Origin of the sequence: Vibrio sp. K4 (assembly GCF_051122595.1) — a bacterium.
Lineage (GTDB): Bacteria > Pseudomonadota > Gammaproteobacteria > Enterobacterales > Vibrionaceae > Vibrio > Vibrio owensii.
In genome coordinates this window covers 400330-426422 of record NZ_CP178577.1, presented here as the reverse complement: position 1 = coordinate 426422, position 26093 = coordinate 400330, and the positions used below count along the sequence as shown (strand labels likewise).

Below are 26093 nucleotides of genomic sequence, written 5' to 3'. Positions count from 1 at the left end.
CAACAACAAACCCTGCGATTAACATGGAGTTAGAGAATGATTCAGCCTAACGAGTTAAGTGAGCAGACTTGCGCTCTCCCACCACCAAATGAAATGATTCTCAAATGGGCAGCGGAACGCCCAGATGAAGTCTACTTAAAACAAATCATCAACCGACAGTTCGTTGAGTTCACTTATGCGGAAGTTGCCGATCAAGCGTTAAGGCTTGTCAGCGCTTTACGTAACCTTGGTGTACAGCCAGGCGATAAAGTGGCTTTAGTCTCGAAAAACTGTGCAGAATGGTTCATCTGTGATTTAGCCATGATGCTTGGCGATTACGTTAGTGTGCCTATTTTCCCGACAGCGGGTGCCGATACCATTGAGTACTGCCTCACCCACAGTGAGAGTAAAGCACTGATCGGCGGTAAGCTTGATGATCCTGCAGCAACGCAGCAAGTGATTGACGCGATGCCGGATATCATTAGCATCGCACTGCCTTACGATACCGCGCCAAACTGCCAGTATCAGTTTAAAGAGCTGATCGCTAACGCCGATCCGAGTGAAGAACGTCCACAGCATTACGACGACAAACTGATGTCTCTGGTTTACACATCAGGTACGTCCGGCCTACCTAAGGGCGCAATGCTCACCTATGGTGCGTTCAGTTGGTCAGTTCAACAACTCATCAACCATATCGGCATTCAAGAAAACGACCGATTGTTCTCGTACTTGCCTCTTGCGCACATTACCGAGCGTGTCTACATCTTTGGTTCATCCATCATGGGTGGTGTGACAACGGCGTTCCCAGAATCGCTCGATACCTTCATCGAAGATGTGAAGATGCATCGTCCGACGCTGTTTATCTCTGTACCTCGCTTGTGGACGTTGTTCCAACAACGTATCCAAGACAAACTTCCTCAGAAAAAGCTCAACATTCTGTTGAAGATTCCTTTCGTCAATTCTTTGATCAAGAAAAAGCTTGCCGATGGCCTTGGCTTAGACCAAGCACGAGTCCTTGGTTGTGGCTCTGCACCTGTTTCACCAGCATTGTTGGAATGGTATCGAAGCGTTGGTTTGAACATCACCGAAGCATGGGGCATGACAGAGTCCTTCGCCTATAGCACACTAAATTATCCGTTCCGCGCCGATAAGATTGGCTCGGTCGGTAATGCAGGTCCTGGCATTGAACTTAAAATTGCTGACGATGATGAGATCATGGTGCGTGGTAGAGGCTTGTTCTCTGGCTACTACAAGAATGACATTGCTACCCAAGAGTCGTTTGACGCGGATGGGTGGCTGCATACTGGTGATATCGGCTCGATCGATGCCGACGGTTACCTCACCATTCAAGGTCGTAAGAAAGACACCTTCAAAACATCGAAAGGTAAGTTCGTCGCTCCTGTGCCTATCGAAAAGAAACTGTTCGAATACAGTCGCGTAGAGATGATGTGTTTGATCGGTTTAGGTCTACCAGGTCCAATCTTATTGGTTGTGCCACATGACTTCCCGAACTTCGACAAAGAGCGTTACGCAAGAACCACACGTAAAGTGATCGCTCGGATGAACCAAGAGCTAGAATCACACGAACAGATCAAAGGGGTATTGATGATCAAAGACCCATGGAGCATCGAGAATGGCGTGTTAACTCCAACCTTGAAGATTAAGCGTCATGTGCTTGAGCAGAAATACCACGAGATCGGCCACAACTGGCCAAAAGGCGATTTAGTGGTGTGGGAGGAAGACTTGTAACTCCTCAGTTTGATGCCAGTTCACCCTAACTTCACCCCAGAGACTGACTTTTCAGTTCTTCTGGGGTGACTTGTCTCATACCTTTTCATACTTATCTTTTTCAAGAATTTCTGCAAATTTCCCTAACCGATTGTCTTCTCGACATTTGTATTCTAGTCATATGGTACTAATCTTTTCTAATACAAGTGCACATGATTTATGAGCGCATTCATGCTCAACAAATTATGAATACAAATGAATCGTGCACTGCAGTCTATTCAATAAATACTTTATACATCAACGCGTTGAGAACTAGGTTAATAACAATTTTAAAATCTAGACCTAAGGGAATATTTGCCATGGAATTCAGTACTCAGCATTTTGTTGTCCACCTATTGAGTCGTGATAATTCATACTCAAGGGTGATTCGCGACTTGATCAAAGTTTCTTTTCCATATGTCAATTTCGTCAATAGCGATCGCTTCACCCAAATGGATGAAGACACCATCAATACCATTGTCTTATTCGACGTACAGACCATGCCTTGTCCAAAACGCTATGGTATCGCCCCGAATGAAAGAGATGAAAAATGGATAGCAGTCAACGTTAGTTCACAAACATCACTAGAATGGCTTGAGAAAGGTTACTCTGGCCAAATCTGTCATGGGCTAGAACTCTTACCTAAAGCCGTCTCCGCGGTTGCTAATGGTGATGTTTGGTTCCCACGTCACATCTTAAATAAAGCCATTCATCACTATCAGCAGGGCACAGAAAACCCAGTCGTTGCAGCTGAAGAACTCAGCTCTAAATTCTTACTAACTAAAAGAGAGAGTGAAGTGTGCAAACTCATGCTCCAAGGCCTCTCCAATACGCAGATAGCTAGGCACTCAAATGTGAGCGTGAATACCGTCAAGACGCATGCGTCCAACGTATTGCATAAATTGGATGTACATTCTCGCTACGAGTTAATGGCAATGGCAAAAGAACAGTTCTAAGCTAACTATAAGAAATTAAAAAGGATTATTGATTAATTCAACATTAGTCAGGGTGAAATCAAATTGAGTTGAACCAAGTTCACCCCTTTTTCACCCTAACTAATAACATCATCTCACCTTTGTCGGTGAGGTTGAGAGACTCCTCCCCTCATAAGCTAGTAGAGCGATGCAACGATATGCATTCATTACTAACGAGGGATTGAGTTATGAAAAAGTTACTTCTAGCTTCAGCAGTAGCTGCAGCAGCCGCTTCACTTTCTTTTGGCGCTTCTGCGGTTCAGTTTAACAACCCAGTGGACTTTACAACGCTGAGTAAAACTGACCAAAAAACCATTCGAATTGAAGGTCGAGTGCCAAAACGCTGTCTACTACGAATTGGTAAGAAAGATGTTAAGAACAACGTTCTGCGTAAAGCAAACAAAGTGCATTCTGATTCGTGGGACAACGGTTTCAATAACAAGAAAGTGCTAGTAGGTAACTTACGAGCTTGGTGTAACTACGGTACTGATCTGGACTTCTCAGTAACCGCTTACAAATTACGCGGCGTAACCAAGCACAACATGGGTGAGAAAATTAACTACAAAGTAAAAATTGGTTCAGAAACGGTTGCGAACACCAAAAACCACCATGGTATGGAACAAATGGCATCGCCAATCCCATCAGTGGGCGAGCATTTGGTGAACAAAATCAACAAACATCCAATTTATGTGAAACCTGAAGACTCAGGCTTTGCACGAGCAGGTAAATATAAAGGTCGTATCAAAGTGAGCCTTGCTGCGTCAGGTCCAGTAATGCCATAGCCGAACGACACTTTATGGACAATGTCTTTATAGACAATTAAAACTTGGCTCGGTTATCGAGCCAAGTTTGTTTTAGGGAGAAATATCTATGGCTAGGATCACCACTCTTCTATTTTCTTTACTGTTCAGTTCTCTACTTTTCGCATATGAAGTGAGCCCGATCTATCTCGAACTCGATGATGTTGGCCGGAACTCACAAGGTTTGTACAAAGTGACCAATGTAGAAGAAGAACCGATTCTTCTTGAAGTAAATGTCTATCAAGCTGACTTCTCTACAGGCGAAGAAATTCTGACGCCATCAGAAGACGAATTTCTTATTCTTCCTCCTCAAGCCAAAATTGCAGGGCAAAAGTCTCAAACTTTCCGTGTACGCCACATGCCAAAAGCTCCGATTAAACAAACGGTCACCTACCGCATCGTCTTTACCCAAATCGAATTAGAAAACCAAGTCGAAGAAAATGACGATGACAGTTCAATTTCTATGCTGTTAGAGTTTGCCACCCTAGCCTTTGTTTCTCCGGCATCTAGCAAGTCGATTCCAACCGCTACCATCCAAAACAATCAGGTTTCAATCAGAAACGATGGTAAACGTGTACTAAACATGAACGGTATGGAGTTTAACTTCTCTGGTGGCAAAGCAAACAAAACAGTCGATTGGGAAGTGTTAAGCAAAAAGACAAGCGCTTACCTAATGCCAGGCACGACAGTGAAATACACTTTGCCAAGTGATTTAGGGCAACCAAAAAAAGTTTCTGTTAAAACAATAGACTAATGAGGTTTTTATGAAAAATCTCATTCTATGCCTCACCTTAGTCATGGCCATGCAAACGGCGATTGCACAGAGTTGGTTGTTCCCATTTCCCGTTACTTGGGGTGAGAATACTATCGGCGAAGTAGACGCCTATTCTGACGGCATGACCGTAGGCTCAATCAACGTAGAGCAACTCGCTCAATCAGTAGAGAAGCTGATAAATGGTGAGACACTTACCGCACTACGAGAGTTCTCCGGAGAGTACATTACGGTTGAGCAGTTGGATCGTATGGGCATTAATGCCACTTTCGACTCTTCCGAACAAAGCATTAATCTGGTCATTGATGAATCTGCGGCGGCAGAGTTTTTGCTGTCTTTTGGCAGTAAATATGAGCCCGCCCAGTATTCGGAAAGTGCATTCTGGACAATGCAAAATACACTGAACGCCAGCACAGATTACACGTTATTCAGCGATTCTAACGCCGAAGATACTCAAACTTGGCTTGGAGAATGGTTAGTTCGAGCCAATATTGGTGGCGTTCGAGGCGCAAACATCGATGTCTCTGGTTTTGTCACTGGCGGCAACGATGTTGACTCTGATGTGTATCGCGGTGAGGCTCGTCTTTTCTTCGATGAACCTAGCACTCCTTGGCGATTAACCTTTGGTGATGTCACCCAAACAAGCGCTGGGCACCTCCCTAGTACCCCTATGGGCGGGGTCGCATTTGAACGTTTGTATCAAGACTTACAACCAACTCGCAACATCCAAAATGGTGGCACACAACCTTTGGTGCTAAATGAAAGTGCCGATGTCGAAATCTATATCAATGATATTTTTCTCACTGAAATCAGATTGCCGCCTGGTCGATACACACTTGATGATTTGCCTCTCGTTTCCGGTACGAATGACGTCCGCTTAGATATTAGTTATCAATCAGGCAGAACGGATACCATCGTTTACAGTCAATTTTTTAATTCCCGTTTACTGCGTGAAGGCATTTCTGACTTTGGTTTTTATTCAGGATTGGCTTCGACAATTGATGACAACAACTTTAAATACGATGACGAGCAGTGGATCACATCTGGATACTATGACTATGGTATCAGCGATACGTTAACACTTGGTGTAAATGGCCTTTATCATCCTGAGGGACAACAACTCGGAGTGATAGCGACTATCGGCTCGGATTGGGGGAATTTAGGCGTTCGAGCTTCTGCACAAAACAACAACCCTAATGACGAAACAGGCAGTATCTACAGCTTGGATTATTCCCATCAATTATGGGGAACGGACAGTTATGGCTCACCTAACTTCCGCCTTGGTGTTGAGTATCAAGATAAGTATTTTGCCTTACCTTGGCAGATTGCCGATCCAAGCACTGGGTTACGCGTTTTTTCGAATTATGTGTTCACGATTACGGATGATCTCAATCTAATATTGAGCGGAGATTATCGTGACTTTGAAGAAGAAGAGGTTGAATGGTTAGCTTCTTCTGAGATTGCTTGGCAGATTTTCAGTCTCTCGCTCTCTGCTGGTGTAGAAAAAGAAGAAAATCCCAATGACAACATTGATGAAACTCGCTTCATCTTCTCTGCTGACTGGGATTGGAACTCTATCGATGGCGAGTACAATGCGAACGTATCCTACTCAAACGAGCCCGATACCTACCGAGCTCAATTCCAACGTCCATCCGACGATTACACTGGCAGTTATGGTTATGCGCTTACAGCAGAAGGCGATGCGGACTCTCAAACGTATTCGGTCGAGGGTAATTACGTTGCTAACCGCTTTATCACCGATGCCAAAGTCTCACACCTAGAATTTGATAATGCGGACAGCTATCAAACGGCGTCTTTACGAGCCAGTACAGCACTGACCGTAGCTGATGGTAACTTGGCTTGGTCACGTCCGATCAATGGTCCAGTGGCCATCGTCGCAGTCCATGACTCACTAGATGCAGACGTAGAAATAAATGCGGTAGCTGATGATCCTGCAGAAGCAATCTCAACTTCTACAATTAATAATGCCGTTCAATTATCGGGTGGGCATCAGTTATCCAGCATTTACATCAACGTACCGGATGCTCCTATCGGCTATGACTTTGGCGACCACGAGTACAACATCACGCCAGGGTCACAAACTGGTCACCTAATTAAAATAGGTTCAGCAGCGTCGAAAACCATTATTGGCACGATTGAACTCGGACCTAAAAAACCATTAAAACTTTTCCAAGGTCAGTTAGTTGGACAACAAAAAACGTATGACTTTTTCACTAACCGATCAGGTAGATTTGTTGTGGAGGGCGTTGCACCAGGCAGCTATACCATCATGATTGATGGCTTTAGCCCAGCCAAATTGAACGTCCCAGAAACCAATGAAAATCTGATTTATCTACCCACTTTACTTATTAAAGAGGGATAAACCATGAAACACTTATTCAAACTCTCAGTGTTCGGTTTAGCCATGTTATCTCAACCAGTTTGGGCCGAATGCAGTGGCAAATGGACACTAAACGTTGACCGAAGTAACGTTGAATTTAAACGTGACTTAGGCGCTTACATTCCGGTTTATCTGGAGTTATCACGCGACATTCAGAGCTGTCGATTTCCTATGGCAATGGTCTCGGTCAACAACAAGCAATCAAGCTACTTAAGCTCCATTGGAACGAACTTGCCTCTGACCATTCTGGACAAAAACTTTCGGCAATTGAGTCACTTTCCAAATAAAGGGTTTCAACTGCCCTTGGATAATAGCCAAAGAACCAAGTTCTGGATAAAGGTTCCAGAGGCTAAAGTAGCCGCATCTGGCAACTACAACGGACTTCTTGAAGCATCTATTTCTTTAGACAGAAAACAAGAGACAAAAAATGCGAAAGTGAAACTCAAAGTGCCAGCGTTTGTGGCTTTCAACTCTGTACCAAACGCGCCAAATCTACAGCGTTCTGGCAACTCAGGTTATCGTTTTCAGCTTGGTGATTTGGAATCTAACCGAACCTATCGCTCTGATTTCGATCTTCTTTCAAACTCAAATGTCAGACTTGTAGTAAAACAAAAATATGGTGAACTGAAGCAGAAGTCGGAGCCTAACATTACCATCCCATACACGTTGCGATTCAACAACGCTCTAGTAAACCAGCAATCGGTTTATACCTTCTCTAATAATGAGAATACCAAACGCTGGGGAGTGCCACTTGAAGTGACATTAGGCAATATCGACTTTGCCCGAGCCGGTAAATACCAAGATACGATAACGGTTGAAGTAAAAGCCATGCCTTAAAGGTGACACCATTGAATACAAAGCCAGCGTTAGATTATTCGCTGGCTTTTTCTTTAGCTAAAGTTCAACCCCGCCAAAACGGTTTCTGAATTTCCTTTTGGACTTCAGTTTCGTTGTAACCGATATCATCCAAAAGGTGGCGAGGTAATTCAGACAAATGACGTCGTGTACGGTAGTTCTTTCTCCATACGGCTAACTTGGAAAAGATATACTGAACTAAACTCTTGCTTGGCTTCGACGCTAACTGGCCACAGGTTTGCGTTGCATTGTTCATATATCCTCCTCGATTCATTCACATTGACCACTTAATAATCAGTGACTACCCTGCTATTCTCAAACGATAGAATCTGACACTGAGTTAAGGAAAACTAATGTGAAAGAACGTATGCCTCCGTTACAAGGGCTGTACTACTTCTACATCGCGGCAAAGGAAGGCAGTTTTAAAGCCGCTGCCAAACACTTATTTGTCACACCAGCCGCGATTAGTCAGCAGATACGTCAGTTGGAAGAGTTTCTCGGTACCGACTTATTTGTCCGCCAACACCGAAAGATACTCCTTACAGCAGAGGGCGATTTACTGTTTGCCCAAGCTGAGCGAGGATTCAACCACCTTCAACAAGGTGTGCGATTGATTAACCAAGATCCCAACCCGAATCACCTCTCCATCTCTACGCTTCCCTCTTTTGCTCACCATTGGTTAGTACCAAGAATCACCGCTTTTCGGCAGCGTCATCCGGATATCTCTTTACTGATGGAACCAACCAACGAGTTGGTGTCATTTCAAGACTGTCAGATAGACCTTTGCGTTCGCTATGGGCATGGCGACTATCCGAACCTTGAATCACAGTGGTTGATGGATGAAGTTTTCTACCCTGCTTGCCATCCCATTTACCAAAAAGAGCACGGTATCTACCGCGTTGAAGATTTAGATAAAGCAGAATTAATCGAAGACCTCTGGCCAGATTTAGACTGGAACTTGTGGCTCAATACACTAGGTCATCAAGCGGCGAAGCCAACCCTCAAATACAGTGGTTCACACCTAGTCCTAGAAGGCGCTTTGTCACTGCAAGGCGTAGCTTTGGTCAAGCACAGTTTGGCTTATCGATATATCCAAGAAGGAAAACTGGTAAGAATTGGAGACATAGGCATTCAACCGAAATACGCGTATTACCTCTGTGCACCGTCCGGTTACTTAAAGCGCCAAAAAGCACAGTTGTTTAGCCAGTGGATAAAAGAAGAGATTGCTGATTTCGAACGTAGCACTGTCCGAGATTTTGAAACGATTCAGTTAAAAGAAGAATAAAATCAGCAATAGGTGTAGGAAAGCCCTATAGATTAGTTTACCGACAGAAAGTAAAAAGCCCCGCACTAGGCGGGGCTTTGATGTCTTACAGAGTTAACTTAAGAATTACTTCTTAGCGTTACGCTCTTTAACGTCAGCAATTACTTGCTCAGCAACGTTGTTTGGACATGGCGAGTAGTGTGAGAACTCCATAGAGAACTGACCACGGCCAGAAGTCATAGTACGTAGAGTACCGATGTAACCAAACATTTCTGATAGAGGTACATCACCCTTGATACGTACGCCAGTAGTACCAGCTTGTTGGTCTTTGATCATACCACGACGACGGTTAAGGTCACCGATTACATCACCAACGTGATCTTCTGGAGTGAACACGTCAACTTTCATGATTGGCTCAAGAAGTTGCGCGCCAGCTTTAGGCATAGACTGACGGAATGCGCCTTTAGCAGCGATTTCGTAAGCGATAGCTGAAGAGTCAACTGCGTGGAAACCACCGTCGAATAGTTCAACTTCTACGTCTAGAGTTGGGAAGCCAGCTAGAACACCAGTTTCCATCATAGATGCGAAACCTTTCTCAACTGCAGGCCAGAATTCTTTAGGTACGTTACCACCAACAACTGTTGATTTGAACGTGAAGCCTGAACCAGTTTCGCCTGGTTTGATACGGTAGTCGATCTTACCGAACTGACCAGAACCACCAGACTGCTTCTTGTGCGTGTAGCTGTCTTCGATTGCTTGAGTGATTGTTTCACGGTAAGCAACTTGAGGAGCACCTACTTCTAGCTCAACGCCGTAAGTACGTTTTAGGATATCTACTTTGATATCTAGGTGAAGTTCACCCATACCACGTAGGATAGTTTCGCCAGATTCTTCATCAGTCTCTACTTGGAATGATGGATCTTCTGCAACCATCTTACCGATCGCGATACCCATCTTCTCAGAACCGCCTTTATCTTTAGGCTTAACTGCGATAGAGATTACTGGATCTGGGAAGATCATTGGTTCTAGAGTACATTCGTGCTTAGGATCACATAGAGTGTGACCAGTTTGAACGTTCTTCATACCAACTACAGCGATGATGTCACCAGCTTGAGCTGAATCGATTTCGTTACGCTCGTCTGCGTGCATCTCAACCATACGGCCGATACGCTCAGTTTTACCAGTTGCAGAGTTAAGGATTGTGTCACCCTTCTTCATGCGGCCTGAGTAAACGCGGATAAACGTTAGAGCACCGAAACGGTCGTCCATGATCTTGAACGCAAGCGCTTTTAGTGGCTCGTCTGCAGATACTTTTGCAACTTCGCCAGTTGGTTCGCCAGTCTCTGGGTTAGTTAGAGGCTGAGGATCAACTTCTGTTGGTGATGGTAGGTAATCTACTACCGCGTCAAGAATAAGTTGGATACCCTTGTTCTTGTACGCTGAACCACAGTAAGTTGGGAAGAATGCTAGGTCACGTGTACCTTTACGGATACAACGTTTGATGTCTTCTAGAGATGGCTCTTCGCCTTCTTCTAGGTAAGCCATCATTAGATCTTCGTCTTGCTCTAGAGCAGTTTCGATTAGCATTTCACGGTATTCAGCCGCTTTCTCAACTAGATCAGCTGGGATGTCTTGAACTTCGTAGTTCTCTGGCTGGCCAGACTCGTCCCATACGTAAGCTTGTTGGCTTAGTACGTCAACAACACCTACGAAATCTTCTTCGATACCGATAGGTAGAGTCATTACTAGTGGAGTAGCACCTAGAACGTTTTGTACTTGGTCAACAACTTTGTAGAAGTCAGCGCCCATACGGTCTAGTTTGTTAACGAAGATCAGACGAGATACGTGTGATTCGTCAGCGTAACGCCAGTTAGTTTCTGACTGAGGCTCAACACCACCAGAACCACAGAATACACCGATACCACCGTCAAGTACTTTTAGAGAACGGTAAACTTCGATAGTGAAGTCAACGTGTCCAGGAGTATCGATGATGTTTAGACGGTGATCGTTCCAGAAACAAGTTGTTGCTGCAGACTGGATTGTGATACCACGCTCAGCTTCCTGCTCCATGAAGTCAGTAGTAGTTGAACCGTCGTGAGTGTCACCGATCTTATGGATCTTACCAGTTAGCTTTAGGATACGCTCTGTAGAGGTAGTTTTACCCGCGTCTACGTGAGCAAAAATACCAATGTTTCTGTATTTTGATAAATCAGTCATTGTCTTACTCTGTTAATAAGGTATAAAGTGCGCGCAGAGTATATCACATTCTGTCAATACTGATACCCTTGCGTGCGGATGGAAGAAAAAAAATTTTAACGTAAATTTTCCGTCCTCAAATAATAGTCAAACTTAGCAATTTGTGTGCTCTATTCGATAATAATGAGGACAGATTCAACATTATTGTTACCCCTTAAATTGGGGCACAAAATGGCGTTTACAACTCATCAAATGCTTCAATCGCTTCTGACAATTTTTTCACGCCGTGGATTTGCATACCAGGAATGCCACCTTTAGGCATATTTGCCGCAGGGACGATTGCTTTCTTAAAGCCATGCTTGAATGCTTCATTTAAGCGTTCTTGTCCACTTGGCACAGGGCGAATCTCACCCGCCAAGCCAACCTCACCAAATACGACCACATCTTTCGGTAATGGGCGATCGCGGAAGCTCGACAAAAGCGCCATAACTAACGCAAGGTCAGCACTGGTTTCTGTCACTTTTACACCACCGACGACATTCACAAATACGTCTTGGTCAGCCATTTGAAGGCCACCGTGCTTATGCAGGACAGCGAGTAATAAAGAGAGGCGGTTTTGTTCCAAGCCAACGGCAACACGACGAGGGTTGGCCAGTTGCGAATAATCCACCAGCGCTTGAATCTCTACTAATAGAGGGCGCGTGCCTTCCCATACCACCATAACAGAGGAACCCGAAGTTTCTTCTTCACCGCGGGAAAGGAAGATAGCCGATGGGTTATTGACCTCTTTCAGTCCCTGCCCCGTCATGGCAAATACACCTAACTCATTCACTGCACCGAAACGGTTTTTGTGACTGCGAAGTGTACGGAAGCGACTATCGGTGCCGCCATCGAGCAGCACAGAACAGTCAATAATATGCTCAAGCACTTTCGGACCTGCAAGGGTACCATCTTTTGTTACGTGACCAACAATAAAGACGGCAACATTGTTTTGCTTTGCGTAGCGCGTCAAAGCGGTCGCTGATTCACGCACCTGCGCCACACTGCCCGGAGAAGACTGAACATCCGAGACGTGCATTACCTGAATCGAGTCGATAACCATAATTCGAGGCTGCTCTTTCTCTGCGATTTGGCAGATTTTATCGACATTGGTCTCCGACAACATCTTTAGATGCTCTTTTGGTAAACCAAGACGAGAAGCACGCATCGCTACCTGCTGAAGGGATTCTTCACCCGTTACATAAAGCGTTGGCATTTGCGCTGAGAGTAAACACATGGTCTGCAATAGCAAGGTCGACTTACCTGCGCCTGGGTTACCACCGATCAGAATAGCAGCGCCGGGCACCACGCCCCCACCAAGCACGCGGTCGAGCTCTTTAAAGCCACTGGTGAATCGCGGTACTTCTTGCAGATCAATCTCAGACAGAGTTTGAACTTTTGATTCCGTTGCAGATCCTGCATAACCAGATAAGCGCTCGTTGCGCGCGACAGTTGGCGATGCCGCTATGCGAACTTCGGTAATCGTATTCCATGCACCACACGCATTACACTGCCCCTGCCAACGTGGGAAATCCGCGCCACAATCATTACAAACATACGCTCGTTTTGCTTTCGCCATGATGCCTCGATTTTTCTACACTCGGTTTTTTCAACAAATGTGACCAAACACAGCCATGTCTGACCTTATCGGACATGAACTATTGATATACTTAAGTTTTGCTTTGCTTAGCCGATATAATTCGAATAACGACATACTTTAACAGAAATAATGCAGCAATCTGAAATTCTCTCGCTCGCAGAACGACTCATCCCTGTTTATGGCACTGATGACTTTGACTTTGTCCTTGGTCAATTGACCGAGGGTGAACCGCCGTCAGCCAAAATCCTAGTTAAGATGGAACTCAACCGTGTCATGGCACCTTGTAAAAAGAGCATTGATTTACGAGGTCGAGTGAAAGGTGAATGTCGTGAATACCTATTAGATGGCATCCCGCATTGGTTGGATGACGTTGCTTTTAATGCTTACCACAAGAACCTGAAGAAGTTTGGCGCTTATACCGAAGGTATGTGGGAAGCCTTGGTCAACACGCGCAATAACTTCCGCGTGATGAGTAAAAACAATGGAAAAAGTGAAGAACAATCACTGACCGATCCGAAAAGCCCATTTCTGGCAGAACCTGTCCACCTTGGTTATGACCTAAAACGCCAAGAAAAACGCTTAAAAGTGCAATCTCAAGTCGAAATCATCCGCCCTAAAGGGCAAGTGATTCACGGTCTGAGTATCGATCTTTCCAGCTCTGGCGCGAAATTCAAGGTTCCAAGCGCTTTCAAATACAGTTTGGGCGAAGTCATCCAAGTCACTTTTACTGAGTTTGCTAGCAAATCTCAGGTTGCGGGCGTAGAAAAGCCAATCACTTATCGCGTCTTAACCGTGGACGATTGCTACGAAAATGATGCCGTTCGTTACTTAAGAACCATTCGTTTAACGGAAACGAATGTCGTTGCTCGTGTGATTGACGAAGCACTCAACAGCGCGGCAAAACGCGCTCGCCATGACAATCAAGATAAAATCATCCGTGCCCGCACGCGTGGTTATGAGCACATTGCACTCAAGCACACCAGTAACCTGCCGCTGTTTTTCGAAGGTAGTGAACTCAAGCTGGCAATGCTAACGCCAAACAACCAAAAGCTTTGGCAATACTGGCATGATGAACGCAACCAACAAGTGTTTGGTTCGCTATTCAATCCAAAGAGAATGGCTTCCCTGATTGCACCCGGCGTGAAAGGTGCAACGAACGTGTTGTATTCCTTCACTCATGAACATGAGAGCAAAACCTACTTCTATTCAATGCTGCGCCCAGAGGCAACCAGAGAACAACGTCAATTGTTCTGGCACCTAGGAGCAAAACGAGCAAGTTGGCGTGCTTTCCGTATCTCGATTTTCGAGCTGTCACAACAGGAGAAAGAAGACCTTGCTGCGTTTTCTTCTGAGTTGGCCGAAAGCTCGCAAAAGCTGACGCACGTTGGCATCTTGCAAGAAATTGCCGATGAAAAATCAGGCCAAGATTACTTGCTGACCGAAAAACCTCGTGTTCCTGCAAACACCTTGAATGAGTTTAGGCAACCAAGAAAAATCCTTGGTAATCCAAAAGGCATTTACTTCGATGCTCAATCTCGCCGTAAAGAACCACGCTACCGTTTTAAAACCCCTTTGGTTCTTGATACTGGTAACGCTAAAGCTGCTGGCTTTACCGCGGATATTTCTAAGCGAGGTTTAGGCCTCAGATTGGATGAACCGACCGCGCTGCGCTCAGGACAAGAAGTACGGATAAACTATAGAGAGTTACAACTCTACGATAAGAAGTTGCCACTTTCAGATGTGCCTTACCGTGTTATTCGCGTTAGCCCTGATGGTCGAAGTGTCCAACTGGTGATTGATGAACAAAGCAAGACCATGAAAGTGATCGCTTTCTTCAACAGCATTATTGAGCACAACCAAGACAAACTGATCCCGCAGAAAGAGATGCTGCCAAGCAATGCGCTACTAGAAAGACTGCACAGTGTGTTGCTGTCACGAACGCTGAGCACGCCAATCTTCATCAGTAAAAGCGCCGCTTCTTCAGTGAAGACCCCCGTAATTGGGGTGAACTTACCGTTGGCAAAACATATCGAGTTGTATGCTCGCCTTGGTCATAATCAGCAGTATTCTTTAGAGCCCCTTTTTAAAGGACGCTCAAACACATTAATTGCCGACCCAATAAAGCGTATTGATGGAGCACAGGCTCGACACCAAGACATTTATATTAGCGTAAGTAAAGTCGGCAATAAGATCACTGCTATTGAATCGAAAATGCAGCAAGACTTCGCCAGCGTCAAAGAGCGTATTCAGTTCATTAAGAAAGCGCGCATGATGGGCGAGTTTTACGCGACACGTATTTCAACGGCGCCGATCTTCGATCCGATGACATCATTGCTACGCCAAGACTTGAGCGACTTAACCCAATTTGGTGTTCACCAAGCGAGTAAGTTAGAAAAAGAGCTGACCGCCCTAGTTGGTTACAGCGAATTTGAGGACATTACTGAAGAAGTGATTGTTCGCTTAGAGCTAACGGAATAACAAAACACCGCCGAGATGGCGGTGTTTTTCTATGTTAATTTGGAAGAAGCTCCAGCTAAGGTTTCGCTTTCCAACTAATTTTCTGCTGCTTGACCAAAGCGCCAGAAAGGATACACAGCACACCACCTAGACCTGCAAATCGAACAGCGGTTTGCGCTTGCTCTTCAACTTTAGGTTTAGCGTGATAAGCCACACCTAGCCCTGCCGCAGCCATCATCACCAAATCGTTCGCACCATCACCCACGGCAACGGTATTGTGTTGTTCGATTTCGTACTCTTCCGCAAGCTCAACTAAGATATCCGCTTTTGTCTGAGCTGATACAACCTCACCCAGTACTTCACCGGTCAGCTTGCCATCCACGATTTCCAGTTGGTTAGACTGCGCAAAGTCCAATCCCACTTTGTCTTTGATGAAATCAGAGAAGTAAGTAAAACCTCCCGAGGCAATGGCAGTCTTCCAGCCAAGCGCTTTAAACGTTGCAATCAGAGCTTCGAAATCTGGCATAAATGGTAGTTGGCCACGTACCTGTTCAAGAATGGCTTCATCGGCACCTTTTAGCTTACCGACACGTTGACGTAAGCTTTGTTCGAAGTCCAACTCACCTTGCATGGCGCGCTCAGTGACTTCTGCAACTTCTTCGCCGACACCGGCCAGTTTGGCGATTTCATCAATACACTCGATTTGAATCGCGGTTGAGTCCATATCGAACACGACCAAACCCGGCGCAGAAAGATCTGGCACTTCTTGCAGAGAGGCGTAATCCAGATTTAGGCCTTTCAGAATGGTTTCGTGCTCTGGTGTCAGGTTGCCCGCCATGAGAGCCACTTCATATTGACCAACTTTCCAAGTGTCTAAAATCGGGTTGTAGAAGCCAGTAAAGAAATCGATGTCTTCGAAGTTGCGGGGCTCAAGATGTTCACCAAACACAATCCAATTCGCCTTGGCTTTATCGAGCTGTGTCGCGAAGCGAGTTTCGGGTAGTCGTTTTAAAAGAGTCGTATGCCTTCTGATAGGCAAGCTTTTTGGCGCGTCCATGTATATAATCCCTTGTGACTTTGCTAAAACGTTACCTTAACAAGCTAAAAAGGCAAGTCTTTGTTTTGATTTGAATGGACGAGTAAAGAGCATGAGTGAATCCTTGTTCTCAGTAAGGAATGCCCTACGAATTCTGGCTCTGATCCTGTTATGTGTGATGCTTTTTGTCACCATCAAAAACAGTGTCGTGATCAGTAAGGGTAATGAGAAAATACAAGCACAACAGCTTGAAACCCTGACCAAAGTTTTGATCTCGCAGGCGTCCTTATCAGCCGGCGAGATGATCATCAATAAAGACCAAGAACGTCTACTCAAGCTCACTAACCAGCTTGCTCAAGACCGCTTGGTATTTGATGCAACCATTTATGATGCACAAGGTGTGCGTTTGGCATCGAGTGAAGAAGCATTGTCAGTGCGTGAGGTGTTGGGATTAGATACCCCACTCGCGACCGCATCGATTGGACGCCAGCAGCTCGTTGAGCCAGTGTTGTCGGATGGCGCAGTGATTGGCTTTGTGCGAGTGACCTTTGAAACTGGTCGAGTCACCGCTATTTCTGATCACCATTACCGCAAGAGTGATCGCTACATGTACATGATGGTACTAATGAGCTTCGCGTGTGGCATGTTGTTCATCATGATTTTACGCAGACAACCGATCCGTCGTAAGAAAGGCGAAAACTTGTTGCTAACCAAGTAACTCGAAAAGCAAATTCCGAAAACAAAACAGCCCGCGACTGCGGGCTGTTTTTTTATGCTGATAAGCAAAAGAATAGAAGACTGTTCGTCCTTACTCTTCGTCACCTAGCAATACTGAATCTAGTGCGATTAGCATCATGTCGTTGAACGTAGTTTGACGCTCTTCAGATGTCGTTTGCTCGCCAGTTTTGATGTGGTCAGAAACAGTACAGATAGTCAGAGCTTTCGCGCCGTACTCTGCTGCAACGCCGTAGATACCAGCTGCTTCCATTTCAACACCTACGATGCCGTACTTGTCCATTACGTCGAACATTTCTGGATCTGGCGTGTAGAACAACTCAGCAGAGAATAGGTTACCTACTTTCACGTCTACGCCGCGAGCTTTTGCTGCTTCTTCTGCTGCGCGAACCATTTTGTAGTCAGCGATAGCAGCAAAGTCATGACCTTTGAAGCGAATGCGGTTCACTTTAGAGTCTGTACATGCGCCCATACCGATAACAACATCACGTACTTTGATGTCTTCGTTCACAGCGCCACAGCTACCTACACGGATCACTTTCTTCACACCGAAGTCTTTGATCAGTTCAGTCACGTAGATTGAACAAGATGGGATACCCATACCGTGGCCCATTACCGAGATCTTACGACCTTTGTAAGTGCCTGTGTAACCAAACATATTACGAACGTCACACACTTGAACTACATCTTCAAGGAAAGTCTCTGCGATGTATTTTGCACGTAGCGGGTCACCCGGCATTAGAACGACGTCTGCGAAAGCACCCATTTCTGCGTTGATATGTGGAGTTGCCATGTTTCTTTTCCTTAACCTGTCCCTAGCGATCCGCACTGCTATCGGCGGCTTAAGCTAGAATATTCTCATTTCCGACAAGCAACATTTTCATGCTGCGAACATAAAACTAGGAGCAATCAAGCTCCTAGTTTTCAAAAACCTATCTAATTATAGGAAGTTCTTACCGTAATCCATTGGAGAAGTACCGAAGTAAGTCGCCAATGTTTGACCGATGTCTGCAAAGCTATCGCGACGGCCTAGTGAACCTGCTGGTACTTTCTTACCGTAAACAATCACTGGGATGTGCTCACGAGTGTGGTCTGTACCTGGCCATGTTGGATCACAGCCGTGGTCTGCCGTTAGGATAAGCACATCGTCTTCTTCCATAATATCCAGCACTTCGTTGATGCGACCATCGAAGTACTCAAGTGCTGCTGCGTAACCTGCTACGTCACGACGGTGACCGTAAGCTGAGTCGAAATCTACAAAGTTAGTGAATACGATGGTGTTGTCGCCCGCTGCTTTGATTTGCTCTAGCGTTGCTTCGAACAATGCAGGGATACCTGTCGCTTTCACTTTCTTAGTGATGCCGCAGTTTGCGTAGATATCAGCAATCTTACCGATAGAAACCACGTTTCCTTGCTTCTCTTCAACAAGTTTCTGTAGAACCGTTGCTGATGGTGGCTCAACAGAAAGGTCACGACGGTTACCAGTACGCTCAAATTGACCTTTACCAGCACCAACGAATGGACGCGCGATAACACGACCAATGTTGTAATCTTCTAGCTCTTCACGTGCGATTTGGCAAAGCTCTAGTAGACGGTCTAGACCGAAAGTCTCTTCGTGACATGCGATTTGGAATACAGAGTCAGCAGACGTGTAGAAGATTGGTTTGCCAGTCTTCATGTGCTCTTCACCAAGATCGTCAAGAACTTGAGTACCAGATGCGTGGCAGTTACCTAGGAAACCGTCAAGACCTGCACGCTCAAGAATGCGGTCAGTCAGTTCTTTCGGGAAGCTGTTTGCTTTGTCAGTGAAGTAACCCCAATCAAACAGAACAGGCACACCTGCAATTTCCCAGTGACCAGACGGTGTGTCTTTACCTGAAGAAAGCTCTGCAGCGTGACCGTATGCACCGATGATTTCAGCGTCTGCGTCTAGTCCAGGTGCGAAGCGACCTGTTGACTCTTTATGTGCCATTGCCAGACCAAGCTTAGATAGGTTTGGAAGACGAAGTGCGCCTTTACGCTGATCGTTATCCGCTAAGCCTTGCTCACACTGGTCAGCGATATGACCTAGCGTGTCTGAACCTACATCACCAAATTGCTCTGCATCTGCAGCTGCGCCGATGCCGAATGAGTCTAGTACTAAAATAAATGCTCTTTTCATTGCTCGTTCCTTAGGCCCACTCGGCTTCTTATTATGGTTGAGTAGGCCTTGTGTAATTACTTATTCGATTAAAGATCTTCTGCACGGATTTGACGGTAAACCTCTGGAGTTGGTGTGTACTCACCACCTACAGTGATTGCACTGCGAAGTGCTTTTGCTGCTTCTTCCCACTGCTCTTCAGTGCGAGCGTGGATAACCGCAAGAGGTTTGTCGCTATCTGCTACTTCACCAAGACGGATGAAGTTATCGAAACCAACCGCGTAGTCGATTTCATCTGTCGCAACGCGACGACCGCCGCCCATTGAAACCACAGCCATACCGATAGCGCGAGTATCCATCGCAGATACAACGCCCGTTTCTGTTGCGTATACTGGTTTGATGATTTCCGCTTTCTCTAGGTAATTATCGTAGTTTTCTACGAAGTCCGCAGGACCACCTAGACCAGCGACCATCTTACCGAAGCACTCAGCCGCTTTGCCGTTATCTAGCGCTTCCATTAGTTTCGCACGCGCGTCTTCTGTGTTCTCAGCCAGTTTGCCAAGTACTAACATTTCAGCACATGAAGCCATGGTTACTTCAAGTAGACGAGGGTTACGGTATTCACCTGTTAGGAAACGAACCGCTTCGCGTACTTCGACTGCGTTGCCCGCAGAAGATGCCAATACTTGGTTCATATCCGTTAGGATAGCGGTTGTCTTAGTGCCAGCACCGTTTGCTACCGCAACGATTGATTTTGCTAGCTCTTCAGACGCTTCGTAAGTTGGCATGAATGCACCAGAACCTACTTTTACGTCCATTACGAGAGATTCAAGACCTGCAGCAAGCTTCTTCGATAAAATCGACGCCGTGATCAGTGAAATGTTATCTACTGTCGCTGTAATATCGCGAGTCGCGTAAACGCGTTTATCCGCTGGCGCTAGGTCACCAGTTTGACCGATGATTGCTACACCTGCATCTTTGGTTACTTGACCAAATACGTCGTTTGTCGGCGTGATGTTGTAGCCCGGAATAGACTCAAGCTTATCCAGCGTACCGCCCGTGTGGCCAAGACCACGACCAGAGATCATAGGTACGAAACCACCACATGCTGCCACCATTGGGCCAAGCATTAGAGAAGTCACGTCACCCACACCACCAGTAGAGTGTTTATCGACAATTGGACCACCAAAGTTCATGTGGCTCCAATCGATAACCATACCTGAATCACGCATTGCACACGTTAGTGCGATACGTTCTGGCATCGTCATTTCATTGAAGAAGATTGTCATAGCAAATGCAGCGATCTGACCTTCAGATACACTGTTGTTCGCTACGCCTTGAATGAAGAAGTTGATTTCGTCGGCTGTTAGAACTTCGCCGTCACGTTTTTTACGGATAATTTCTTGTGGTAAATACATTAGTGCCTCCCAAGCTCATTTTGAGCCATGGTATAAGTAGGATAGAAGAGGTTTGGTAGCACCAAAGCTGGTGCTACCGTTCAGACGTATTGTTGGAATTAGTACGCTGTTGGATCAGCGACTTCGTCCGATACTTCTAATGTATTTAGTAGGTTTGTTAGCAGGCTAGACGCACCGAAACGGTAGTGACGAGCATCAACCCAGTTGTCACCTAGGATTTCGTCAGCCATTGCTAGGTATGCCGCTGCATCTTCAGCAGTACGCACACCACCTGCTGGTTTGAAACCAACAGTTTCTGCAACACCCATGTCACGAATAACTTCAAGCATCATGCGAGCGTATTCTGGTGTTGCGTTTACTGGCACTTTACCAGTTGAAGTTTTAATGAAGTCAGCACCTGCTTCGATACAGATTTGAGATGCTTTCTTGATTAGTGCTTCTTCTTTAAGTTCACCTGTTTCGATGATCACTTTAAGAAGAATGTCACCACAAGCTTCTTTACATTGCTTAACTAGTTCGAAGCCAACTTTCTCATCACCCGTCATTAGAGCGCGGTATGGGAAAACTACGTCTACTTCGTCTGCACCGTAAGCAACCGCCGCTTTTGTTTCAGCAACTGCGATTTCGATATCGTCGTTACCGTGTGGGAAGTTCGTTACCGTTGCGATACGAACTTCTGGCGTACCTTGCTCACGAAGTGTCTTCTTAGCAATAGGAATAAAGCGAGGGTAAATACAGATTGCAGCTGTGTTGCCTACTGCTGATTTCGCGTCATGACATAGTGAGATCACTTTTGCATCAGTGTCATCATCATTTAGCGTAGTAAGGTCCATAAGTTTCAGTGCACGTAGCGCTGCTGCTTTTAAATCGCTCATTTCTATCTCCGATCAATATTCAAAAAATTCACTACTCAGCTTCACATCGCTTCTCTAACTATAATCAACAAGTAGAGACAGCGTGAGATTTTAGCTAAGCAGTCTATTAATGAACGGACTTGGTTCCCTGAAGACTCGGCATATACTGCGAAAAATCATATACCAATTGCTATCCTTGTCACCGCACAGTACCAGTTTGGCCTATGGCACAACAATCTATGATTGCGGTGTCTTTAATATCACATCAAACAATAAAACGCTTGTGAGATTTGATATTGCAGGGCAATTCATTTGCCCATCGAGTATGTAGTATTCACTCTGTGATTAAGTGGTCATCATAACCACGAATTCGTGATTACTACATTATAGAGTTTCACCGCAAAACTGTAGCACCAAATAGAGCGCAAACGGTTTGTATCTCAAAATTTCCCAGCCCCTATTCCACCGACTGCGTAAGCTACTCACGTAGACCTACGTGCGGTTAATTTTTTAGGCCCGAAAAACGAAAAATGCCCCGCAGCAATCTCTTGCTACAGGGCATGATTTAAAACGGCGTCTATATATTAAGAACCGATTCTAATTAAAGTGCTGCAAGGCTAAGGCAGAAGCCTGCAATAGTCGCTGCCATTAGGTTAGACAACGTACCAGCAAGAACTGCTTTAATACCCATGCGAGCGATATCTGAACGACGGTTTGGTGCAAGGCTACCTAGACCACCAAGTAGAATCGCGATAGAAGAAAGGTTCGCGAAGCCACATAGTGCGAATGAGATGATAGCTGTTGTCTTCTCAGACATTACTTCACCAGTTGCCGCAACTACTTGAGCGCCTTCACCTAGGTAAGGTGTGAAGTTCAAGTATGCAACGAATTCGTTGATTACTAGTTTCTGACCGATGAATGAACCAGCAACAACTGCTTCGTCCCATGGAACACCGATTAGGAATGCTAGTGGAGAGAACGCGTAACCTAGGATAAGTTCTAGTGTTAGTTCAGGCATACCGAACCAACCACCGATGCCACCTAGCATACCGTTGATAAGAGCAATAAGACCTACGAACGCGATTAGCATTGCACCAACGTTTAGTGCTAGTTGTAGACCAGAAGCCGCACCGCCCGCTGCTGCGTCGATTACGTTAGCTGGCTTGTCGTCGCCACCGTCCATTGCTTCTTCGATGTCTTCGTGAGGCTGGTCAGTCTCTGGGTGAAGAATCTTAGCGAATAGTAGACCACCTGGTGCTGCCATGAATGATGCAGCTACTAGGTACTCTAGAGGAACACCCATTGAAGCGTAACCTGCTAGTACACCACCAGCTACAGATGCTAGACCACCACACATTACCGCGAATAGCTCAGATTGAGTCATTTTTGGTACGAATGGACGAACAACTAGAGGTGCTTCAGTTTGACCTACGAAAATGTTAGCTGCTGCAGACATTGATTCCGCACGAGAAGTGCCAAGCGCTTTTTGTAGTGCACCACCAAGAATCTTGATAACCCACTGCATTACGCCAATGTAGTAAAGAACTGAAATCAGTGCAGAGAAGAAGATCAGTGTAGGAAGAACGCGGAATGCGAAGATGAAGCCGCCGCCGCCGAATACTTCGAACATCTTGTCAGAAACAAGACCACCGAATAGGAAAGATGAACCATCGTTACCGTAGTTGATAACGTTAGAAACACCAGTAGAGAAACCGTTTAGTAGATCACGGCCCCAAGGTACGTAAAGAACAAATGCACCAAGGATGAATTGGATAGCAAATGCGCCACCCACAGTTCTAAAGTTGATAGCTTTGCGGTTAGATGAGAATGCAAATGCAATAGCAAGAAGCACTACCATACCGACTAGGCTCATAAACAGGCTCATAGTTTATGACTTCCTTATAAGTTATTTATTGGCGTGTTACAAAATGGAGCTATAAAGCGGGGGCAATTATACTCATGCAGAATCAATTAAAGTAATGCCACCCTCACACTTTCTTATAAGATTCATCATTGATTCACTCCCGTTTGTGAGTTATCTCACAATAAGAAGGAAAACGTTTTCGCTTTTAAACACCATCTTTAGATTTTATTCACATATAAAGAAGGCCGAATTGCTATTTTCCCATAGCTGAGAGGCAATCGATTGCTTACTTTCTGTGCGCAACAGATCCAGCTCATTCAATACATGAATCAGTTTTGAAGGGTGATTGGGCTCGCCCTGATAGCCAATTATAGGCATATCCGGAGCGTCCGTTTCTAAAACGATATTCTCAAGTGATATTCTTTGAATCGCGTCGCGAGTTTTATTAGCTCGTGGGTAAGTAATTGTGCCCCCGACTCCGATAAGAAAACCTAATCGAATCCATTCCATTGCTTGCTGATAACTGCCAGAGAACGCGTGCAATACGCCACCTTTAGGAAGCTTGGCAGCTTTGACCAGTTGGATGAGACGATTATGTGCTTTTCGGCTGTGTAAAATAACAGGCAGTTCGAACCGTCTTGCCAGTTCGAATTGCAACTCAAGCGCCTGCTCTTGAAGCTCGACAGGCACATCTATTGCGAAGTCCAAACCGCACTCTCCTATCGCAACGCATTGTCGCTTGGACGAGGAAAGTAATGCTTCCAGCTCGGGAGAAAACTGCTCAAACTCTGGTTGCAGAAAATAGGGATGAAAGCCCAGCGCGTAATAAAGGTGAGAGTATTGATTGGCCAGCGCTTGAATACGAGCCCAGTTACTCGGCCCGACAGAAGGAATCAAGATACGCTCTACTCCTTGGTCACGCGCAAGCTCAACTTGATGTGCAAAGTCATCCTGGAAGACATCGAAGTCAAAATGGCAGTGGGTATCAAATAGCTTCATTGTTTGGCTTCTCTTGCTCTGCTTTTTTAGCAGGCTCGTCTTCATGAACTGGGTCTTGTTTATACGGCACACAACTGCGCTTTTGATCAGGCGTCAGCCCCATCTCTTTACACCAATCGTCGTAACGCTTGAGTCCTTTCTTAAACCAGTTCATTGCAACCTCTTCTGTTTAACAAACAAAAACCGAGTTTCACCAAATAAAAAACCGCCGTTAGCTAAGTGTATAGCTAACGGCGGCTTATGATCTAGTACGCGATATAAAGCGAGTTAGATTCGATTAGTGCTCACGAGTCGCACGGAAATCGATATCAGGGAAACGCTCTTGCGCTAGGTTTAGGTTAACCATAGTTGGCGCGATGTACGTTAGGTTATCACCACCATCCAATGCTAGGTTAGTTTGGTTCTTACGTTGGAACTCATCCAGTTTCTTCGCATCGCCACACTCAACCCAACGCGCAGTTGCTACGTTAACGCCTTCGTAAATCGCTTCAACGTTGTATTCTGACTTCAAGCGAGCCACAACCACGTCAAACTGAAGCACACCAACCGCACCAACGATCAGGTCGTTGTTTTGCAGTGGACGGAATACCTGTACCGCACCTTCTTCAGAAAGCTGAACCAGACCTTTCAGTAGCTGTTTCTGTTTCAATGGATCTTTTAGACGAATACGACGGAACAGTTCCGGAGCGAAGTTTGGAATACCCGAGAACTTCAGCGCTTCACCTTGAGTGAAGGTATCGCCAATTTGGATAGTACCGTGGTTGTGTAGACCAATGATGTCACCCGCGTAAGCGTGTTCTGCACGAGAACGGTCACCCGCCATAAAGGTAACCGCATCTGAGATACTTACTTGCTTGCCAAGACGAACGTGGTTCATCTTCATGCCTTGTGTGTAAGTACCCGATACGATACGCATGAATGCGATACGGTCACGGTGTTTTGGATCCATGTTTGCTTGGATCTTAAATACGAAGCCAGAGAACTTGTCTTCTGTCGCTTCCACATCACGCTCTACCGCTTGACGAGTTTTCGGCGCTGGCGCCCACTCAGTCAGACCGTCTAACATGTGGTCAACACCAAAGTTACCCAATGCAGTACCGAAGTAAACTGGCGTTAGTTCACCAGTAAGAAAAGCGTCATGATCAAATTCAGGACAAGCGCCCATCACAAGTTCAAGCTCTTCACGAACGCAGGCTGCTAGGCTCTCACCTACTTTCTCATCAAGCTCTGGGTTGTCTAGACCTTTGATGATGCGAACTTCTTGAATCTCATGACCGTGGCCTGATTCGTACAGAATCGTTTCGTCGCGGTGGATGTGGTAAACACCTTTAAACTCTTTACCACACCCAATTGGCCATGTGATTGGCGCACACATCATGCCTAACTCGTTTTCTACTTCGTCCAACACTTCCATTGGATCACGAACGTCACGGTCAAGTTTGTTCATGAAGGTTACGATTGGCGTGTCACGCAGACGCGTTACTTCCATCAGCTTACGAGTACGGTCCTCAACACCTTTCGCCGCATCGATAACCATCAGACAAGAGTCAACTGCCGTTAGAGTACGGTAAGTATCTTCCGAGAAGTCTTCGTGTCCAGGAGTATCAAGTAGGTTTACCAGACAATTGTTGTAAGGGAACTGCATTACAGAAGTAGTAACCGAGATACCACGTTCCTTTTCCATTTCCATCCAGTCTGATTTTGCGTGCTGTGCGTTACCACGACCTTTAACCGTACCTGCTTTTTGGATCGCGTTTCCGAATAACAGTACTTTTTCAGTAATGGTGGTTTTACCCGCATCCGGGTGAGAAATAATAGCGAACGTTCTGCGCTTAGAAACTTCGCCTAGAAAAGGTGTATTTGACATGAAACTGGTCTTCTTTGATGTCTGATCGCTTGCTCAAAATTCAAACAAGCTTTATTCGATTCAATATTGCGCGGTA

The 26093-nt window shown here is 45.5% G+C and carries 21 protein-coding genes; 9 read left to right on the top strand and 12 right to left on the bottom strand.

Annotation, left to right across the window (positions count from 1 at the left end):
* The first annotated feature begins 36 nt into the window (after window positions 1–36).
* The 6 genes from ACLIIY_RS02030 to ACLIIY_RS02005 all read left to right on the top strand — a co-directional run bounded on the left by ACLIIY_RS02030 (window position 37) and on the right by ACLIIY_RS02005 (window position 7530).
* Window positions 37–1728, top strand: a complete 1692-nt coding sequence (locus ACLIIY_RS02030; protein ID WP_199455642.1) for an AMP-binding protein — start codon at window positions 37–39, stop codon at window positions 1726–1728.
* 338 nt (window positions 1729–2066) lie between these two features.
* Complete coding sequence (locus ACLIIY_RS02025) at window positions 2067–2702, top strand: response regulator transcription factor (protein ID WP_038894250.1); 636 nt, start codon at window positions 2067–2069, stop codon at window positions 2700–2702.
* A 206-nt stretch (window positions 2703–2908) separates the two neighbouring features.
* The gene (locus tag ACLIIY_RS02020) at window positions 2909–3502 is read left to right on the top strand and encodes a hypothetical protein (protein ID WP_042603848.1); all 594 of its coding nucleotides are present in this window, start codon (window positions 2909–2911) and stop codon (window positions 3500–3502) included.
* 88 nt (window positions 3503–3590) lie between these two features.
* Window positions 3591–4274: a fimbrial biogenesis chaperone gene (locus ACLIIY_RS02015; RefSeq protein WP_434528046.1), complete on the top strand. Its 684-nt coding sequence runs from the start codon at window positions 3591–3593 to the stop codon at window positions 4272–4274.
* 10 nt (window positions 4275–4284) lie between these two features.
* Window positions 4285–6675, top strand: a complete 2391-nt coding sequence (locus ACLIIY_RS02010; protein ID WP_434528045.1) for a fimbria/pilus outer membrane usher protein — start codon at window positions 4285–4287, stop codon at window positions 6673–6675.
* 3 nt (window positions 6676–6678) lie between these two features.
* Window positions 6679–7530, top strand: coding sequence for a hypothetical protein (locus ACLIIY_RS02005; RefSeq protein ID WP_038894254.1), 852 nt, complete (start codon window positions 6679–6681; stop codon window positions 7528–7530).
* Window positions 7531–7594: 64 nt separating this feature from the next.
* Here ACLIIY_RS02005 and ACLIIY_RS02000 read toward each other — a convergent pair whose 3' ends face one another.
* Complete coding sequence (locus ACLIIY_RS02000; RefSeq protein ID WP_434528044.1) at window positions 7595–7804, bottom strand: DUF1127 domain-containing protein; 210 nt, start codon at window positions 7802–7804, stop codon at window positions 7595–7597.
* Between the two features lie 99 nt (window positions 7805–7903).
* Here ACLIIY_RS02000 and ACLIIY_RS01995 point away from each other — a divergent pair, with 99 nt between their 5' ends.
* Entirely contained in the window at window positions 7904–8833 is a 930-nt protein-coding gene (locus tag ACLIIY_RS01995) for a LysR substrate-binding domain-containing protein (RefSeq protein ID WP_434528043.1), read from the top strand.
* 105 nt (window positions 8834–8938) lie between these two features.
* On the opposite strand, the gene fusA is transcribed toward ACLIIY_RS01995, so the two are convergent.
* Together fusA and radA are read right to left on the bottom strand one after the other, a co-directional pair.
* Window positions 8939–11029, bottom strand: coding sequence for an elongation factor G (gene fusA, locus ACLIIY_RS01990; RefSeq protein WP_039840239.1), 2091 nt, complete (start codon window positions 11027–11029; stop codon window positions 8939–8941).
* Window positions 11030–11246: 217 nt separating this feature from the next.
* A complete protein-coding gene (gene radA / locus ACLIIY_RS01985; protein WP_005439523.1) occupies window positions 11247–12626 on the bottom strand; it encodes a DNA repair protein RadA in 1380 nt (459 codons plus the stop codon).
* Window positions 12627–12776: 150 nt separating this feature from the next.
* Here radA and ACLIIY_RS01980 point away from each other — a divergent pair, with 150 nt between their 5' ends.
* A complete protein-coding gene (locus ACLIIY_RS01980; RefSeq protein ID WP_434528042.1) occupies window positions 12777–15125 on the top strand; it encodes a PilZ domain-containing protein in 2349 nt (782 codons plus the stop codon).
* A gap of 55 nt (window positions 15126–15180) precedes the next feature.
* On the opposite strand, the gene serB is transcribed toward ACLIIY_RS01980, so the two are convergent.
* Entirely contained in the window at window positions 15181–16161 is a 981-nt protein-coding gene (gene serB / locus ACLIIY_RS01975) for a phosphoserine phosphatase (protein ID WP_045414517.1), read from the bottom strand.
* 91 nt (window positions 16162–16252) lie between these two features.
* Here serB and ACLIIY_RS01970 point away from each other — a divergent pair, with 91 nt between their 5' ends.
* Window positions 16253–16858: a YtjB family periplasmic protein gene (locus ACLIIY_RS01970; RefSeq protein WP_027726522.1), complete on the top strand. Its 606-nt coding sequence runs from the start codon at window positions 16253–16255 to the stop codon at window positions 16856–16858.
* 90 nt (window positions 16859–16948) lie between these two features.
* Here the strand turns inward: ACLIIY_RS01970 and deoD are convergent, their stop codons facing one another.
* From deoD to prfC, 8 genes are all read right to left on the bottom strand, one after another.
* Window positions 16949–17668: a purine-nucleoside phosphorylase gene (gene deoD / locus ACLIIY_RS01965; RefSeq protein WP_005439515.1), complete on the bottom strand. Its 720-nt coding sequence runs from the start codon at window positions 17666–17668 to the stop codon at window positions 16949–16951.
* Window positions 17669–17815: 147 nt separating this feature from the next.
* On the bottom strand, window positions 17816–19036 hold the full coding sequence (locus tag ACLIIY_RS01960; RefSeq protein WP_262671920.1) for a phosphopentomutase: 1221 nt from the start codon (window positions 19034–19036) through the stop codon (window positions 17816–17818).
* Window positions 19037–19104: 68 nt separating this feature from the next.
* Window positions 19105–20433 (bottom strand): thymidine phosphorylase, encoded by a 1329-nt coding sequence (gene deoA / locus ACLIIY_RS01955; protein WP_005449121.1) that lies wholly within the window; start codon window positions 20431–20433, stop codon window positions 19105–19107.
* 98 nt (window positions 20434–20531) lie between these two features.
* The gene (gene deoC, locus ACLIIY_RS01950) at window positions 20532–21308 is read right to left on the bottom strand and encodes a deoxyribose-phosphate aldolase (RefSeq protein WP_434528041.1); all 777 of its coding nucleotides are present in this window, start codon (window positions 21306–21308) and stop codon (window positions 20532–20534) included.
* A gap of 580 nt (window positions 21309–21888) precedes the next feature.
* Window positions 21889–23172, bottom strand: coding sequence for a NupC/NupG family nucleoside CNT transporter (locus ACLIIY_RS01945; RefSeq protein ID WP_005431894.1), 1284 nt, complete (start codon window positions 23170–23172; stop codon window positions 21889–21891).
* Between the two features lie 204 nt (window positions 23173–23376).
* A complete protein-coding gene (locus ACLIIY_RS01940; protein ID WP_434528040.1) occupies window positions 23377–24150 on the bottom strand; it encodes a TatD family hydrolase in 774 nt (257 codons plus the stop codon).
* Window positions 24137–24304 carry a DUF5363 domain-containing protein gene (locus tag ACLIIY_RS01935; RefSeq protein WP_264403653.1) on the bottom strand — a complete coding sequence of 56 codons (168 nt, stop codon included), beginning with the start codon at window positions 24302–24304 and terminating at the stop codon, window positions 24137–24139. The genes ACLIIY_RS01940 and ACLIIY_RS01935 overlap by 14 nt, the downstream gene beginning before the upstream one ends.
* 123 nt (window positions 24305–24427) lie before the next feature.
* Window positions 24428–26017 (bottom strand): peptide chain release factor 3, encoded by a 1590-nt coding sequence (gene prfC / locus ACLIIY_RS01930; RefSeq protein WP_434528039.1) that lies wholly within the window; start codon window positions 26015–26017, stop codon window positions 24428–24430.
* Window positions 26018–26093 lie beyond the last annotated feature (76 nt).

What these genes read in the sequence shown, in the direction of transcription:
- deoC (WP_434528041.1), bottom strand. Translation starts at nt 21,308, where the DNA reads ATGAGCGATTTAAAAGCAGCAGCGCTACGTGCACTGAAACTTATGGAC.
- fusA (WP_039840239.1), bottom strand. Translation starts at nt 11,029, where the DNA reads ATGACTGATTTATCAAAATACAGAAACATTGGTATTTTTGCTCACGTA.
- ACLIIY_RS01935 (WP_264403653.1), bottom strand. Translation starts at nt 24,304, where the DNA reads ATGAACTGGTTTAAGAAAGGACTCAAGCGTTACGACGATTGGTGTAAA.
- ACLIIY_RS02020 (WP_042603848.1), top strand. Translation starts at nt 2,909, where the DNA reads ATGAAAAAGTTACTTCTAGCTTCAGCAGTAGCTGCAGCAGCCGCTTCA.
- prfC (WP_434528039.1), bottom strand. Translation starts at nt 26,017, where the DNA reads ATGTCAAATACACCTTTTCTAGGCGAAGTTTCTAAGCGCAGAACGTTC.
- ACLIIY_RS02030 (WP_199455642.1), top strand. Translation starts at nt 37, where the DNA reads ATGATTCAGCCTAACGAGTTAAGTGAGCAGACTTGCGCTCTCCCACCA.
- deoD (WP_005439515.1), bottom strand. Translation starts at nt 17,668, where the DNA reads ATGGCAACTCCACATATCAACGCAGAAATGGGTGCTTTCGCAGACGTC.
- ACLIIY_RS02015 (WP_434528046.1), top strand. Translation starts at nt 3,591, where the DNA reads ATGGCTAGGATCACCACTCTTCTATTTTCTTTACTGTTCAGTTCTCTA.
- ACLIIY_RS01970 (WP_027726522.1), top strand. Translation starts at nt 16,253, where the DNA reads ATGAGTGAATCCTTGTTCTCAGTAAGGAATGCCCTACGAATTCTGGCT.
- ACLIIY_RS02010 (WP_434528045.1), top strand. Translation starts at nt 4,285, where the DNA reads ATGAAAAATCTCATTCTATGCCTCACCTTAGTCATGGCCATGCAAACG.
- ACLIIY_RS01945 (WP_005431894.1), bottom strand. Translation starts at nt 23,172, where the DNA reads ATGAGCCTGTTTATGAGCCTAGTCGGTATGGTAGTGCTTCTTGCTATT.
- radA (WP_005439523.1), bottom strand. Translation starts at nt 12,626, where the DNA reads ATGGCGAAAGCAAAACGAGCGTATGTTTGTAATGATTGTGGCGCGGAT.
- deoA (WP_005449121.1), bottom strand. Translation starts at nt 20,433, where the DNA reads ATGTATTTACCACAAGAAATTATCCGTAAAAAACGTGACGGCGAAGTT.
- ACLIIY_RS01960 (WP_262671920.1), bottom strand. Translation starts at nt 19,036, where the DNA reads ATGAAAAGAGCATTTATTTTAGTACTAGACTCATTCGGCATCGGCGCA.
- ACLIIY_RS02000 (WP_434528044.1), bottom strand. Translation starts at nt 7,804, where the DNA reads ATGAACAATGCAACGCAAACCTGTGGCCAGTTAGCGTCGAAGCCAAGC.
- ACLIIY_RS02025 (WP_038894250.1), top strand. Translation starts at nt 2,067, where the DNA reads ATGGAATTCAGTACTCAGCATTTTGTTGTCCACCTATTGAGTCGTGAT.
- ACLIIY_RS01980 (WP_434528042.1), top strand. Translation starts at nt 12,777, where the DNA reads ATGCAGCAATCTGAAATTCTCTCGCTCGCAGAACGACTCATCCCTGTT.
- ACLIIY_RS01940 (WP_434528040.1), bottom strand. Translation starts at nt 24,150, where the DNA reads ATGAAGCTATTTGATACCCACTGCCATTTTGACTTCGATGTCTTCCAG.
- ACLIIY_RS02005 (WP_038894254.1), top strand. Translation starts at nt 6,679, where the DNA reads ATGAAACACTTATTCAAACTCTCAGTGTTCGGTTTAGCCATGTTATCT.
- serB (WP_045414517.1), bottom strand. Translation starts at nt 16,161, where the DNA reads ATGGACGCGCCAAAAAGCTTGCCTATCAGAAGGCATACGACTCTTTTA.